The organism is Winogradskya humida, assembly GCF_016862215.1.
Taxonomy (GTDB): Bacteria; Actinomycetota; Actinomycetes; order Mycobacteriales; family Micromonosporaceae; genus Actinoplanes; species Actinoplanes humidus.
Genome location: NZ_BOMN01000131.1, coordinates 28,477 through 40,869 on the forward strand (window position 1 = coordinate 28,477; position 12,393 = coordinate 40,869).

General features: G+C 69.8%; 13 protein-coding genes. 5 read left to right on the forward strand and 8 right to left on the reverse strand.

Features of this window, described 5'->3' with window-relative positions; translation table 11 throughout:
- Positions 1 to 41 precede the first annotated feature (41 nt).
- Genes Ahu01nite_RS45025 through Ahu01nite_RS45035 form a run of 3 tightly spaced genes read right to left on the reverse strand, consistent with a single transcriptional unit; the run spans position 42 to position 2,783 of the window.
- Positions 42 to 1,559 carry a serine/threonine-protein kinase gene (locus Ahu01nite_RS45025; RefSeq protein ID WP_203842918.1) on the reverse strand — a complete coding sequence of 506 codons (1,518 nt, stop codon included), beginning with the start codon at positions 1,557 to 1,559 and terminating at the stop codon, positions 42 to 44.
- Between the two features lie 5 nt (positions 1,560 to 1,564).
- Positions 1,565 to 2,251, reverse strand: coding sequence for an anti-sigma factor (locus Ahu01nite_RS45030; protein WP_203842919.1), 687 nt, complete (start codon positions 2,249 to 2,251; stop codon positions 1,565 to 1,567).
- Complete coding sequence (locus Ahu01nite_RS45035; RefSeq protein WP_203842920.1) at positions 2,205 to 2,783, reverse strand: RNA polymerase sigma factor; 579 nt, start codon at positions 2,781 to 2,783, stop codon at positions 2,205 to 2,207. Before Ahu01nite_RS45035 ends, Ahu01nite_RS45030 begins: the two co-directional genes overlap by 47 nt.
- A 152-nt stretch (positions 2,784 to 2,935) precedes the next feature.
- On the opposite strand from Ahu01nite_RS45035, the gene Ahu01nite_RS45040 reads away from it, so the two are divergent.
- The 3 genes from Ahu01nite_RS45040 to Ahu01nite_RS45050 are packed head-to-tail and all read left to right on the forward strand — an operon-like array spanning position 2,936 to position 4,620.
- Positions 2,936 to 3,760 carry a DUF4397 domain-containing protein gene (locus tag Ahu01nite_RS45040; RefSeq protein ID WP_203842921.1) on the forward strand — a complete coding sequence of 275 codons (825 nt, stop codon included), beginning with the start codon at positions 2,936 to 2,938 and terminating at the stop codon, positions 3,758 to 3,760.
- Complete coding sequence (locus Ahu01nite_RS45045; protein WP_203842922.1) at positions 3,757 to 4,422, forward strand: class F sortase; 666 nt, start codon at positions 3,757 to 3,759, stop codon at positions 4,420 to 4,422. The genes Ahu01nite_RS45040 and Ahu01nite_RS45045 overlap by 4 nt, the downstream gene beginning before the upstream one ends.
- A gap of 39 nt (positions 4,423 to 4,461) precedes the next feature.
- Positions 4,462 to 4,620 carry a DUF3253 domain-containing protein gene (locus tag Ahu01nite_RS45050; protein ID WP_203842923.1) on the forward strand — a complete coding sequence of 53 codons (159 nt, stop codon included), beginning with the start codon at positions 4,462 to 4,464 and terminating at the stop codon, positions 4,618 to 4,620.
- A 22-nt stretch (positions 4,621 to 4,642) separates the two neighbouring features.
- Here Ahu01nite_RS45050 and Ahu01nite_RS45055 read toward each other — a convergent pair whose 3' ends face one another.
- The 3 genes from Ahu01nite_RS45055 to Ahu01nite_RS45065 are packed head-to-tail and all read right to left on the reverse strand — an operon-like array spanning position 4,643 to position 8,078.
- Positions 4,643 to 5,689 (reverse strand): HAMP domain-containing sensor histidine kinase, encoded by a 1,047-nt coding sequence (locus Ahu01nite_RS45055; RefSeq protein ID WP_203842924.1) that lies wholly within the window; start codon positions 5,687 to 5,689, stop codon positions 4,643 to 4,645.
- The gene (locus Ahu01nite_RS45060; protein ID WP_203842925.1) at positions 5,689 to 6,351 is read right to left on the reverse strand and encodes a response regulator transcription factor; all 663 of its coding nucleotides are present in this window, start codon (positions 6,349 to 6,351) and stop codon (positions 5,689 to 5,691) included. The genes Ahu01nite_RS45055 and Ahu01nite_RS45060 overlap by 1 nt, the downstream gene beginning before the upstream one ends.
- A gap of 41 nt (positions 6,352 to 6,392) precedes the next feature.
- Entirely contained in the window at positions 6,393 to 8,078 is a 1,686-nt protein-coding gene (locus Ahu01nite_RS45065; protein ID WP_203842926.1) for a hypothetical protein, read from the reverse strand.
- A gap of 110 nt (positions 8,079 to 8,188) precedes the next feature.
- On the opposite strand from Ahu01nite_RS45065, the gene Ahu01nite_RS45070 reads away from it, so the two are divergent.
- Positions 8,189 to 9,256 (forward strand): aldo/keto reductase, encoded by a 1,068-nt coding sequence (locus tag Ahu01nite_RS45070; protein ID WP_203842927.1) that lies wholly within the window; start codon positions 8,189 to 8,191, stop codon positions 9,254 to 9,256.
- Here Ahu01nite_RS45070 and Ahu01nite_RS45075 read toward each other — a convergent pair.
- The gene (locus Ahu01nite_RS45075) at positions 9,200 to 10,072 is read right to left on the reverse strand and encodes an SAM-dependent methyltransferase (protein WP_203842928.1); all 873 of its coding nucleotides are present in this window, start codon (positions 10,070 to 10,072) and stop codon (positions 9,200 to 9,202) included. The two genes, Ahu01nite_RS45070 and Ahu01nite_RS45075, sit on opposite strands and share 57 nt — an antisense overlap.
- 47 nt (positions 10,073 to 10,119) lie before the next feature.
- Positions 10,120 to 10,977 (reverse strand): LLM class F420-dependent oxidoreductase, encoded by an 858-nt coding sequence (locus Ahu01nite_RS45080; RefSeq protein WP_203842929.1) that lies wholly within the window; start codon positions 10,975 to 10,977, stop codon positions 10,120 to 10,122.
- Positions 10,978 to 11,309: 332 nt separating this feature from the next.
- Between Ahu01nite_RS45080 and Ahu01nite_RS45085 the strand changes: the two genes are divergently transcribed.
- Positions 11,310 to 12,317, forward strand: coding sequence for a methyltransferase (locus Ahu01nite_RS45085; RefSeq protein ID WP_239159655.1), 1,008 nt, complete (start codon positions 11,310 to 11,312; stop codon positions 12,315 to 12,317).
- The last annotated feature ends 76 nt before the right edge of the window (positions 12,318 to 12,393 follow it).

The following is a 12,393-nucleotide window of genomic DNA, read 5'->3' on the forward strand; positions in this document are numbered from 1 at the left end:
GTCCCCTTCGGTCAGTCCGGTCACTATACCGATCGGCTGCACTACACCGAGCGAGCTTCGAAGTGGGAGAAGCGGACCGCGCCGCCGTCCTCGGTTGTCTGGATCATGCCGAGTCCGACCCGTCCACCGGTCAGTGCCGGGTCGTCGATGACGGCGGTGAGAACCTTCTCGTCGTCGAAGAAGAAGGTGGCGACCCGGCCGGCGACGTCGATCCCGAGCAGGTGGCGTGCCGTGTAGTCCATTTTCAGGTCGGTGCTGCTGACGGTGGAGCCGTCCCCGTTGGGCTCGTATTTCGCGGCCGTGATCGAGTCGTTGCAGATGCTGAGCTGGTATCCCGACCTGCCGTCGTATCGGAACCAGACGAAGGCGCAGGCGTCTTCGGACAGGCTTTCCAGGGTCACCCGGATGGCATGGTCGCCGGGGAAGGCGGTGGTGGGGCCGGGGCACGTGATGTCCTCGGTGTTGTGTTCCTCCGCGACGATCAGCAGGCCGTCCTCGTCGAAATCGCAGCTGTGGTCGTCGGCGAAGGTCTGCTTCCACTTCCCGGGCCTGGCGAGCGGGTCTGCGACAGAGATGACAGAAGGCGATGGCGACGGCGAGGGGACGGCGGCCACCACGACGTTGTCCTGGCCGGGGCGCATTCCCAGGAACACCCCGAGGGCGAGGGCGAGGGTGGTGGCGGCTACTGCTGCTACGCGTACGCGGGAAAAGCGGGGTTTGACAGGCGCAACGACGGCGGTGGCCTGGGGCGCGTCGCCGGCCAGGAGCATGTCGAGCAGTTCCTGGGCGGTCGGGCGCAGCGCCGGATCCTTGTGCAGGGCTCGTCCCACCAGGTCGCGCAGGTCACCGGTGAGCCCGTCGAGGTCGGGTTCGGCGGTGAGGATGCGGACGGCGGTCGCGGTGGGGGAGTCGGCGGCGAACGGCGTCCGGCCGGTCGCGGCGTAGAAGACGAGCACGCCCCACGCGAACACGTCCACCGCGGGGCTGGCGGCCTTCCCGTCGAGTCGTTCCGGGGCCATGTAGGACAGCGTGCCCACCATCTGGTCGGGCCGGGTGTGCTCGCTGGTGGATTCGAGGGCGCGGGCGATGCCGAAGTCGATGACCTTCGGGGAGCCGAGCGCGAACAACACGTTGCGCGGCTTGAGGTCCCGGTGGATGACACCCGCGCCGTGGATCGCGACCAGCGCCGTCGCGACGCCGACCGCGACCCCGTGCAGGTCACCGCCGGTGAGCGGGCCCTTGCCGGTGACGACCTCGGCGAGGTCCGGCCCGTCGACGTACTCGACGACGAGGTACGGCGTCTCGTGGTCGGGGTCGGCGTCGAGGACCGCGGCGGTGCAGAACGGCGGCACCTGGCGGGCCCGGTTGACCTCGCTGCGGAACCGGCCCCGGAACTCGGCCTGCGCGGCGTACTCCGGCTTGATGATCTTCACCGCCACCGGCCGCCCGGACCGGCCCCGGGCCAGATAGACAGCGCCCATGCCACCCTCGCCGAGCAGTCCGAGCAGTTCGTACTCGCCGGCGACGCGCGGATCATGGGGTCGTAGAGGGGTGTGCACGCCGCTCAGTTTGTCAGGGTCCCCCGGAGCAGGCTGCGGCCGGAGTGGGTGGCGTCGCCGTCGTTCGGTTCGTCGCTGATGTCGACCAGTCGGTAACGGTTCATGTCGATGCCGGGTGGCACGGGCAGGACCGCGCCGGGCCGGTCGGGCAGATTGCCGATCGCCACCATCCGGGTGAGGTCGTCGGGGTCGATCAGCCACACCTCGTGGAACCCGGCGGTCAGGGGCAGGTGGTGGACCTCGACGCGCATCTCCCCGTCGGACAGGACCCGTACGCTGCCGCTCGCCTGCGCCGTGACTGTGGCCAGGGGCGCAAGGGTGGCCCGTGCGATCACCGTCTCGGCCGGTGCGCGCCGGACGATCCGGTCCGCCACCACCGTACCCGCCACCGCGAGAACAACCGCAGCCACCGCGATCAGCCAGCGTCGTTTCTGGCGCCCTGCCCGCCGGACCGGCGCCGGCGACCTTCCACTGTCGGCAATGGCCGCCTCGATGGTCAGCCAGATCCGCTCGGGCGGTGCGGGCAGGTCACTCGCAGCCGGTCCCTGGGCGCCGATCTCCGCGACCTGGCGCAACGATGCCAGGTCGTGCCGGCAGCCGGGACACCTCGCGAGGTGAACGGTCTCGTCGTCGTTCCCGGGCTCCTCAGCGAATGCGAGAAGAACCAGTCGATCGGGATCCAGATGCTGCACCGTCCACCTCCCAGCGTTGTCTCAGGCTTGCCATGCCACGCCGGATGTGGCTCTTGACAGTACCGAGCGGCAGCCCGGTGACGGCGGCTATCTGGGGGTGGGTCAGGTCGTCGAAGAACGCCAGTTGCAGCGTGCGCCGCTGCTCCGCCGGCAACCGGCCCAGTTCGTCGGCGACGACGAGCCGGTCGACGATCCCCTCCGGGCGCTCCGCCTCCTGCTGCGGGACCGGCTGGGCGCGGACGATGCCGGTCAGCCGGTCATCCCGCGCGGCCGATCGCATCCGGTCGATTGCTTTGCGCCGGGCGATGCCGAGCAGCCACGCCAGCAGCGTCCCGCGCCGGGGGTCATAGCCGTCACGTCCCGTCCACGCCGCCACGAAGGTCAACTGGACGACGTCCTCGGCGTCGGCCCTGCTGCTGAGCATGCGCTGGGCAAGATAGAGCACGGCCGCGCCGTACCGGTCGTAGGCAGCGCGAAGCGCCTTCTCGTCGCCGTCGCGCAGGCATGCGGCCAACTCGTCGTCGGAGTCCATCGACCTCCCTCCCGCACGGACCTCTCTCTCATAGTTCGTCGCGGCGGGACCCGTTGGATGCAGGAGAACCGATCGAATTTCACCGCATCCGCCCCGCCTGTTCCCGGCGAAGGAAAGGTCGACCCGCAGGAACAATCGTTCGAGGAGCTTCGATGCATAGTCTGCACTTCCGCCGCACGGCCACGGTCGGCCTGGCCGCCCTGTTCGCCTTCGGTGCCTCCGGCGCGTTCGCCTCCCTCCCGGCTCAGGCCAAGGCCGGTTCCAAGGTGTCCGTCGTGCACGGCATCCCCGGGCAGCCGGTGGACGTCTACGTGAACGGCAAGAAGACCATCCCGGACTTCGAGCCGGGCAAGGTGGCCGGGCCGCTGACCCTGCCGGCCGGGGAGTACGACATCGCGCTGACCAAACCCGGCGACGCCATCGCCGATGCCCTGCTGACCGTCGACAACGCCGAAGTGCCCGGCGACGCGAACATCAGCCTGGTCGCGCATCTGAACGAAGCCGGCAAACCGGTCCTCACCCCGTTCGTCAACGACACCGCGAAGCTCGCCGCGGGCAAGGCCAGGCTGATCGTGCGTCACACCGCCGCGGCGCCCGCGGTCGACGTCCGGGCGGGAGGCAAGCCGGTCTTCGAGGACCTGACCAACCCGAAGGAGGCCAAGGCGGACATCGCCGCGGGCACGGTATCCGCCGATGTGGTCCTGGCCGGAACACAGACCCGGGTGCTCGGCCCGGCCGACCTGGACCTGAAAGAAGGAACAGCAACAATTGTGTACGCGGTGGGCTCCGCCGAAGACAAGTCCCTCGACCTGGTGACGCAGACAATCGACGGCCTGCACTCGGCCCCCGGCGGCGTCCCCGGCGGCAACGGCGGCCGCGCGGACCACAGCGTCCCGCTGCCCTGGTACGGCGCCGGTGCAGTCGGCGTCCTGCTGGCGATGTTCGGCCTCGTGCGACTGGCGACCGCTCGCCGATGACCCACGACGGTGCCAGGCCCCGGCGCAAGCCGGGGCCTGCCCTGCTCTCCCTGATCGCGGGTGCCGCGCTCGTCACGAGCTTCGGCGTGGTGTCCTGCCAGGATCGAACACCGGCAGATTTCGGTACGCCGCCCGTGGCCGCCCCGGTCAGCACCGAACCCGAGCCGGCGCAGGTCCGCATCCACGACGGCAGGACCCCGGCGACCGCGGCCACCGACAAACCGGTCCGCCTGACGATCCCCGCGCTACGGGTGGCCGTACCCGTCACCCCCGTGGGCATCGACAGCAGTACCGGTGACCTCGCCATCCCGGAGAACGTCAACACGGTCGGGTGGTACCGCTTCGGCCCCGACTTCTCCGCCACAACGGGCTCCATCGTCATCGCGGGCCACGTCGACAGCGCGGACGCGGGCAAGGGCGCCCTCTTCCGGCTCGACACGCTGCGAGCGGCCGACACGGTCACCCTCACCGGCGCGGACGGACACACCCGGACCTTCCGCGTCACAGCCCGGGAACGCTATCGCAAGACGGCGATCCCCTTGGACAAATACTTCTCCCGCGACGGATCGGTGCGGCTGACCCTGATCACCTGCGGTGGCCCGTTCGATTCCCGGACGCGTCACTACCGCGACAATGTGGTCGTCACGGCCGTGCCTGCGTGAATCAGCTGGCCGACCCTGATCCTCGCCGGGGCTGCGCGGGTGAAGCGGTTCCCGCTCGCCACGATCGGCGGCGACCGCGAGGACGTCCGCCGGGCGGCGCGCCGGCTCGCCGCAGCCGGGCGGGTGCGCTGGACGCAGAAGGGTCACCCGGTCGATCCGAGCACCGCACGGGGGGACGTCGAGATAGCGGGGACCTGACCCGGCGGTGACACCGGCTGTTTCAGGCGCGTGGCAGGGTGATGGTGAAGCGCAGGCCGCCGTTGTCGTTCGGGGTGGCGGTGATGGTGCCTTTGTGGGCTCGGATGATGGAGCGGGCGATGGTCAGGCCGAGGCCGCTGCCGCCGCTGTGGTCGATGCGGGCGGCGGCGAGGCGGGTGAAGGGGTCGAACAGGCGGGTGATGTCGTCGGACGGGACGACCGGGCCGGTGTTGACCACCGTGAGCGCGGCACCGGCTCCGACGGTGACGTGGACCGTGCCGCCCGGGTGGTTGTATTTGATCGCGTTGTGGAGCAGGTTGCGGACGAGGCGCTCCAGCAGGATGCCGTCGCCGGGAACTTCGCAGGGGTACAGGTCGCTCGTCACCTGGACGCCGGCGTCAGCGGCGTCGGGGGTGGCGGTCGTGACCAGGGCGGCGGTGATGCGGTCCAGGGCCTGCGGGGTGCGGGAGGTCAGGCCCTGGTCGGCCTGGCTGAGGACGAGCAGGCCTTCGATGAGCCGCTCGTTGCGGGCATTGGTGGCCAGGAGCTGGTTGGCGAGCAACGCCGACTGGTCCGGGCTGAGGGGTTCGGCCATGCCGACTTCGATCAGGGTGCGTTGCAGGGCGAGAGGGGTACGCAGCTCGTGTGACGCGTTCGCCGCGAAGGTGCGCTGGCCCTCGTAGCCGGCGGCGATGCGGTCCATGGTGGCGTCCAGGGCGCGGCCGAGGGTCTTGAGCTCGTCGCGGCCGCGGCCCGGGTTGATGCGGTGGCCCAGGTTCTGCGGGCCGATCTGCGCGATGGCGGGGGTCAGGCGGCGGACCGGGGCCAGGACCCACAATGCCAGCGGGACGAGCAGCAGGAGCACGGCGGCGAGGATGAGGCCGTACTGGGCCAGGTCCTCGACCGGGATCTTGCGGACGATCCGGCACGGCATGCCGTTGATGTCGCTGGTCAGGCAGGGGTTGTAGAACGGTTTCCGCCCGGGCAGCTTGTAATACACGAACTGCGAGACGAAGACGAGCGTGACCGTGACGGTGGCCGCGACCGCCAGCCGGGCACGCAGGCCCATCAGGACAGCCCGATGCGGTAACCCGCGCGGGGAACGGTCTGCACGATCTGCGGTTCGCCGAGTTTGCGGCGCAGGGTGGAGACCGTCACGCGGATCACGTTGCTGAACGGGTCGGTGTGCTCGTCCCAGACCTGTTCGAGGAGGTCCTCGGTGCTCACCGCCTGGCCCTGCGCCCGCAGCAGCGCCCGGAGCACGCCGAACTCCTTCACCGTCAGGCCCAGCGCGCGGCCGTCGCGGGTCGCCGTGCGGGTGGCCTCGTCGAGCAGCACGCCGTCGCGTTCCAGGACCGGGGGCAGCGCCGGGGCCGTGCGCCTGGCCAGCGCCCGGACCCGTGCGACCAGCTCCGCGAACGCGAACGGTTTGGTGAGGTAGTCATCGGCGCCCAGCCCGAGGCCCTCGACCCGGTCATAGATGCCGCACGCGGCGGTGAGCAGCAGCAGCCGCGTACCGACGCCGTGGTCGACGACCCAGCGGCAGACGTCGTCGCCGGTGCTGCCGGGCATGTCCCGGTCGAGCACCGCTACGTCGTACCGGTTGACGGAGAGCTTCTCCAGGGCCTGCAGGCCGTCGTAGGCCACGTCGACGGCCATCGCCTCGCGCCGCAGTCCCACCGCGATCATCTCGGCCATCAACCGCTCGTCATCAGCCACCAGTACTCGCACGGTGGTCACGCTGCCCCGGCAGGCATAAAGCCCGGATAAAGTCACGGTCGCCAGAGCCACACATCACTCACTGTCATCGAGGGGCCGTAGACCTGGGAGATCAGGTCACGCAGCGGCTGGTTGGCGGGCTCGTCGCGCATCACGATCGCCTCGCCGTGCCAGCGGGTGACGTCGGCGCGGATCGCTGTCCGGTCGGCTTCCGAGAGGGTGGGCGCTGTGTGCGTACGGTAGATGTCAGTGATCAGTTGATTTGTTCGGCTCGCGTGCTGCGTACCCATATGGCCTTTGCCTTCGGGGTCCGGTCCCAGGAAATAGCCTTCGGGGACGGTGAATTCCTGCAGGGCCTGGGCGCTCCAGCCGAGCGTTTCCCGGCCGAGCCAGTTGCTGGGCAGCGGCACCGGGACCAGGGTGCCGCCGGGATGGACGTAGTGCTGCCATTCGCCGCTCGTGACGAACGCCGGTGCGGGGCGTTCGGGCATGGCGGGCAGCGGCGTGGGGAGCAGGGGGAGGAGTGCGAGCGGAATCAGCAGGCGCGCCGGGCGCAGGCGGTCCCAGCCGAGGGCGACGAGCAGGACGGCGGCGCCGGTCACCGCGTACGTCAGGCGGCTCGGCATCATCAGATCGAGGATCGGCACGCCCTCCGGCAGGAACGCGAGCGGCCCGCGCCCGGTCTCGACCCCGCCGACCCGCAGCACCGGGCCGAGCGAGAGCACCGCGAACAGCACCGCGACGCCACCGGCGACCCGCGCGGGCACCGAACGACGCCACAACGCGGCGACGAGAACGGCGAGCAGCAGTGTCAGGGGCCAGCCGAACCAGCTGTTCTGCTCGATCCGGCCCTGCACGGCCTCCGACCGCGGCCCGCCGGCGAGCGTGTCCCGCGGGAAGGTCAGATAGGTGAGGGGATCCTCACCCCAGACGGTGAACGCCGGCATACCGGCGAAGGACTGAGGGCCACAGAACTGAAACCAGATGGGGTACGCGCAGAGCGCACCCGCCACCACCGCAGCGACCCCGAGCCCGCGCAGGAACCCCGTCGCGAGCCGCCGGCAGTAAAAGACGGCGCCCACGCCGCAGGCAAGCGCCGTGACCAGCAGCAACTCTTCGTTGATGAACAGCTGCCACGTCACCAGCAGCCCGAGGACCACCCCGTCGCGCCGCCACCTGCCGCCTGCGCCGAGCCGGAACACCGCCGCCGCGATCAGGGGCAGCAGGAAGTTCGAGACGAAGTTCGGTTGCCCGTTCGCGTGATGCACCACCCCGGGCGCGAACCCGGCGAGCGCCCCACCCGCGAACGCCGCGCCCCGCGAGCGCGCCACGTGACGCTGCAGCACCCAGTACGTCGTCGACGCCGTCCCCGCACACGCCGCGATCATCCACACCACATAGGTCACGGCCGGCCCGGCCATCAGCGTCAACGGCGCGAGCGGAATCGTCACCCCGAGCACCGACGTGTTGGCCATCATGTTCACGCCGTCCGGGGCGTTCTGCGCGGTCGAGAACAGCGGGTTACCGCCGTGCGCCATCACATGCGCACCATGGGCGAGCAGCCATTCGAACCACGTGTGATCCGGGGGCAGATGTGCCGAGATCCGGCCGGCGGGATCAGCGAGGAACTCACCCATCACCACAACCCCGAGCACGATGTACGCCGCCACGGCCGCGACGTGCGGCGCTCGCGACGGGGCTCTCACCGGCGCTGCTGTGTGCTCCACGAGAAGGGTCATGGGCGGCGACCGTACGGATCCCGTCATAAGCGCTGGATAAATGTTCGTCGCCCGCAGCCTGGGAGCGCTGCACCCTGGATGGTGCCGTGGCCCCGGGCGAGGCTGCTGTCATGCGATACACACTTCTGGGCCGTTCCGGCATCCGCGTCTCCGAGCTCGCCCTGGGCACCATGACCTTCGGCGAGGACTGGGGCTGGGGCGCCTCCGGCGAGACCTCCGCGAAACTGCTCGACAGGTACGCCGACGCGGGCGGCAACTTCATCGACACGGCGAACGTCTACACCGGCGGGACCTCGGAATCGATCATCGGCAGCGCGCTGCGGGGCCGGCGGGACCGGTTCGTGCTGGCCACCAAGTTCACGGCACAGACCGTTCCCGGTGACATCAACACGGCGGGCAACCACCGCAAGAGCCTCACCCGGTCGCTGGAGGCGAGCCTGCGCCGGCTCGGCACCGACCACCTCGACCTGTTGTGGGTGCACGCCCGCGACAACCTCACACCGCTGCCCGAGCTGATGCGCGCACTCGACGACCAGGTGCGCGCGGGCAAACTGCTGCACGTCGCCGTCTCGGACTGGCCGGCGTGGGAGATCGCGCGGGCGAACACCATGGCGGAGCTGCGCGACTGGTCACCGTTCGTGGGCGTCCAGCTACGCTACAACCTGCTGAGCCGCTCACCCGAGGCCGAACTGCTGCCGATGGCCCGGGAGCTGGACCTCGCGGTGGTGGCATGGGGCCCGCTGGCCGAGGGCCGCCTGACCGGCAAGTACCTCCGCGGAGAGCAGGGCAGACTCAACCGCGGCGGCTGGGACTGGAGCGCCGGCACCGACGACCGCGTCGTGCGGGAGGTCGTCGCCGTCGCCGAGGCAGGTGGCTGGACACCCGCCCAGGTCGCGTACGCGTGGCTGCGATCGCGTCCCGGCACGGTCATCCCGCTGCTCGGCGCGACCACCGAACAGCAACTGACCACCAACCTGGCCAGCGTGGACGTCACCCTCGACCCCGACGCCCTGCGCCGCCTCGACGAGGTCAGCGCCCCGGTCCACGGCTTCCCCCACGACGTCATGGCCGGCGAGGAGATGACCGCCTTCGTCTACGGCGACGAGTGGCGCAAGGTTGTTTCACGGCCGGTGCCCGACGCCCACCCAGATCGGGAATCGCTCGGCCTGCGCCGGTGACGCCGCTTCGTCGGGGTGCCAGCGTTCGCTGAGCACGATGCCTGTCTCGACCCGGTCGATGCCGGTCTCGGCCCGGTCGATGCTGAGCTCGACCCGGTCGAAGCTGGGCTTGACCAGGTCGAAGCCGGTGAAGAATGCTTCGACCTGGGTGCGGCCGCGCATGGTCATCCGGCTGGCGGTGTTGCTTCTGTAGAGGTCGCGGTGCCGGTTGGTCAGGTCGGCGGGGTGCAGTTCGTGGGTGGCGTGGCTGATGACGAGGTAGCTGCCGGGGGCGAGTGCGTCCCGTAGCGTGGCGATTGCCTCGCCGGGCTGCGCGGAGTCCGGGATGAAGTGCAGCAGGGCGTTGAGCAGCAACGCCGTCGGCTTCTGCGGGTCGAGCAGGGCGAGGTCGCGGACCGCGGTCAGCAGCTCGCCCGGCCGGGTGAAGTCGGCGGCGAGGACGGCGGTGGCCGGGTTGCCCGCCAGCAGGGCGCGGCTGTGGGTGACCGCGACCGGGTCCGTGTCGACGTAGACGATGCGGGACTCGCGGGCGAGGTTCTGGGCGATCTCGTGGACGTTGCCGGAGGTGGGGATGCCGGAGCCGATGTCCAGGAACTGCCGGATCCCCGCGCGCGCCAGGTAGGTCACGGCGCGGCGCAGGAACGCGCGGTTGGAGCGCATGATCAGGGGCAGGTCGGGCCAGTCGGCGATCGCCTTCTCGGCCATCGCCCGGTCGGCGTCGAAATGGTGCACGCCGCCGAGGTAGTAGTCGTAGACGCGGGCCACGCTGGGCCGGGTGACATCGATGCCGTCGCCGGCCCACGCGGGAAGCGCCATGGTGGTGAGTAGATCACGGGCCGGCCCGACCGTCCATCATGGAAATTTCAGCGTAGTTGCTGCGCGGCCGCGCCCATCAGGTCGATGATCGCGGTGGGTTCGGTGATGCCGGTGGCGTAGACGTAGAGGGCGGTGTAGCCGAGCTCCGCCAGCTCGGTGCCGGTGCGCACGACGTCGTCGGGTTTCGAGGACGGGTCGATGCGGGTGATCGCTGTCTTCTCGATCGTGTCGTAGTCGCGGCCGAGTTTGTCGCAGTGGGCGCGGAGAACGTCGAGTTTGCGGGCGGCGTCGGGGCCGGCGAAAATGTTGCACGCGTCGGCGTACTGCGCGACGAGTTTGAGGGTCCGCTGTTCGCCGCCGCCGCCGATCATCAGGTAGGGGCGCTCACCCTGCAGGGGCTGCGGGGAATTGAGCGTACGCCCGAGTTGGTAGTGCTCGCCCTGGAACGCCTCCTCGGAGGGTGACCACATCTGCAGGCAGATGCGGATCGCTTCCTCGAGACGGTCCATGCGTTCCTTGGTCGGCGGGAAACGGAAACCGAGACCGAGCGACTCGTCCTCGTTCCAGGCCGCGCCGATGCCGAGCCCGGCCCGGCCGCCCGAGAGCACGTCGAGCGTGCTGATCGCCTTGGCGAGCAGCGCCGGCTCACGGTAGATCACGCCGGTGACCAGGGTGTGCAGCCGCACGGTGCTGGTGTGCGCGGCAAGATAACCGAGCAGTGTGTACGCCTCGAGCATCTCGGTCTCGGCGGGCCCGACGCCGTTGATCTGCCAGAAATGGTCCATGACGGTGATGCGGGTGACGCCGGCGGCCTCGCCGTCGCGCGCGTGCTTGGCCAGCGCCGGGCCCAGCGCCCGGGGGCCGCCGGTCCAGGTGAAGTCGGCGATGTGCAGACCCAGTTCCACGGGTTCCTCGTCTCGGTCGGAGTATCCCTTGTATCCTACTGCGCCGGTGTCACCGCGGTGCCCGATAATTGCTTTTCAAAATGGCTTCCAACGCCATTGTCTAAATGGGTACGCAGTTTCATGATTGGCATCGCCGATGCGTTCATGGGGCCGTTCAACTGAGGTGCCATCCCGGTTGAACATGGGCTCTTCCGTGAGATTCTCGGTCGGCAAATGTGCCCGTGATATGCCGTGGCCAGGCCACTGCTCGATCTGCTCGACCGTTCATCGTCGCACTGTTCACGGGCCCGCTCAGCTTTCAGCCGTCAGAGAGGGAACACCACGTGTCAGTGATGGAGCTGTCGTTAGGAACCTGGATCTCCGCGTCGATCGGCGTAGCGGCCCGGCTCGGTGTCGCGGACGTCCTGGCCGCCGGGCCGAAGACCGCCGACGCGCTGGCCGAGGCGATCGGTGTGCGACCGGAGGCGATCACCCCCGTCCTGGACGCGCTCACCATGGTGGGTGTCTTCGCGCGCGACGAGGATGGCCGCTACCTCAACTCGGAGTCCTCCGAGCAGCTGAGGACCGACCATCCGCAGTCCATGCGTTACATGAGCATGCTGCTGACCGGCCTCTACGCCCAGGGCTGCGGCTCGCTGCTGGAGGCGGTGCAGACCAACAAACCGGCGCTGACCGTACGGTACGGCGTCGGCCTGTACGAATACCTCGAGAAGGACGCCGAGACGGCGCAGATCTTCGACAAGGCGATGCAGGAAGTGGCCCGTCCCGTCGCGGGGGTCCTGGCCCAGCATCTGCCGCTGGCGAACGCGCGCACCGTGGTCGACGTCGGCGGCGGTAACGGCGAGCTGCTCAAGGGCATCCTCGCCGTCCACCCGCACCTGCGGGGTATCTGCGTCGATCGCGCGGACACCTGCGCGCGGGCCGAGGCAGCCCTGCGTGAGTCGGGGGACGCGGACCTGATCGAGCGGCTGACGTTCGAGCCGGCCGACATCTTCCAGGAATGCCCGCGCGGCGGCGACGTGTACCTGCTGAAGAACGTCCTGCACGACTGGAATTCCGAGAGCGCCGTGCAGATCCTCAGCAGCATCAGCGCGGCGATGCGGGACCGGGACGACACCCCCGCGCAGCCGCCGATGCTCGTCGTCATGGATCCCGTTCGCGAGTACGACGCGGGCGCCGCGCTGCGGCCGCTCATCAAGCTGGTCATCGGCGAGCAGGGCACCCGGGACCGGTCCGAGGCCGACATCCGCAGGGAGACCGCTGCCGCCGGCCTGCAGGTGGTGTCCATCACCCCGATGCCCGCCGACCTGGCCGCCGTCGCCTGCGTCCTGGCGCCTTAAGCCCCCGTATTCGCGCAAGGCCCGTGTCACCAGGAAAACAGAGGTTGCCGAAATGACCGAGTCGGATCACCTGTCG

What these genes read in the sequence shown, in the direction of transcription:
- Ahu01nite_RS45035 (WP_203842920.1), bottom strand. Translation starts at nt 2,783, where the DNA reads ATGGACTCCGACGACGAGTTGGCCGCATGCCTGCGCGACGGCGACGAG.
- Ahu01nite_RS45040 (WP_203842921.1), top strand. Translation starts at nt 2,936, where the DNA reads ATGCATAGTCTGCACTTCCGCCGCACGGCCACGGTCGGCCTGGCCGCC.
- Ahu01nite_RS45045 (WP_203842922.1), top strand. Translation starts at nt 3,757, where the DNA reads ATGACCCACGACGGTGCCAGGCCCCGGCGCAAGCCGGGGCCTGCCCTG.
- Ahu01nite_RS45055 (WP_203842924.1), bottom strand. Translation starts at nt 5,689, where the DNA reads ATGGGCCTGCGTGCCCGGCTGGCGGTCGCGGCCACCGTCACGGTCACG.
- Ahu01nite_RS45065 (WP_203842926.1), bottom strand. Translation starts at nt 8,078, where the DNA reads ATGACCCTTCTCGTGGAGCACACAGCAGCGCCGGTGAGAGCCCCGTCG.
- Ahu01nite_RS45070 (WP_203842927.1), top strand. Translation starts at nt 8,189, where the DNA reads ATGCGATACACACTTCTGGGCCGTTCCGGCATCCGCGTCTCCGAGCTC.
- Ahu01nite_RS45075 (WP_203842928.1), bottom strand. Translation starts at nt 10,072, where the DNA reads ATGGCGCTTCCCGCGTGGGCCGGCGACGGCATCGATGTCACCCGGCCC.
- Ahu01nite_RS45085 (WP_239159655.1), top strand. Translation starts at nt 11,310, where the DNA reads ATGGAGCTGTCGTTAGGAACCTGGATCTCCGCGTCGATCGGCGTAGCG.